Raw genomic sequence first — 576 nt, 5'->3', positions numbered from 1 at the left:
GAGCAGGGCCTGCGTCTTCATGAGGTCGGTATGCACTTTCGAGCCGTGCGTGAAAGGCCCCACACCAGCCTGAAAGGCTTCCTCGTTGCTTTCCACGATGAGCTGCCACCCGTGTTCGCGGGCATACCAGTCGCGGAACTGAAGCATTTCCTTGAATTTCCAACGGGAATCAATGTGCATCAGGGGGAAAGGGGGACGTCCGGGGGCGAAAGCCTTTTCAGCCAGCCTCACCATGACACTGCTGTCTTTGCCGATGCTGTAGAGCATGACAGGATTCTCGAACTCCGCGGCCACTTCGCGGATGATGTAAATGGACTCGGCTTCGAGTTCCTTGAGGTGGCTCAGACTATAATTTTCGGTCATATTGTCGTAGTTGTTGTCTGTTTGCTTAAACCGGCGCATCGGCCGGACAATGAGGGTATTTCGCGTTTGCCTGACAAAGTTATGGATTTTTCCCGACTGGCGCAAGCGCGACCGCCATTAGTTGCTGTTTTAGCAGCCGGCGCAAGGCCGCCGACGTTTCGCGCCGGCAAGGGGAGAGGAACCGGCAAAGGGCCGGCAGCCTGTTTTTCACGC

Annotated in this window: 2 protein-coding genes; both read right to left on the bottom strand. The window is 56.2% G+C overall.

The genetic code is table 11. The features are described 5' to 3' along the window. Positions 1 to 363 (bottom strand): phosphoadenosine phosphosulfate reductase family protein (locus C5S62_RS02090; RefSeq protein ID WP_148665644.1); only part of this gene is annotated, 363 nt, incomplete at its 3' end. After that, the coding region (locus tag C5S62_RS13765) for a hypothetical protein (RefSeq protein WP_223301107.1) at positions 360 to 576 on the bottom strand (217 nt) is incomplete at its 5' end. The genes C5S62_RS02090 and C5S62_RS13765, both read right to left, overlap by 4 nt.

It is taken from the genome of Prevotella sp. MGM2 (assembly GCF_002933955.1).
Classification (GTDB): Bacteria; Bacteroidota; Bacteroidia; order Bacteroidales; family Bacteroidaceae; genus Alloprevotella.
This window is presented reverse-complemented; position numbering and strand designations above follow the sequence as displayed.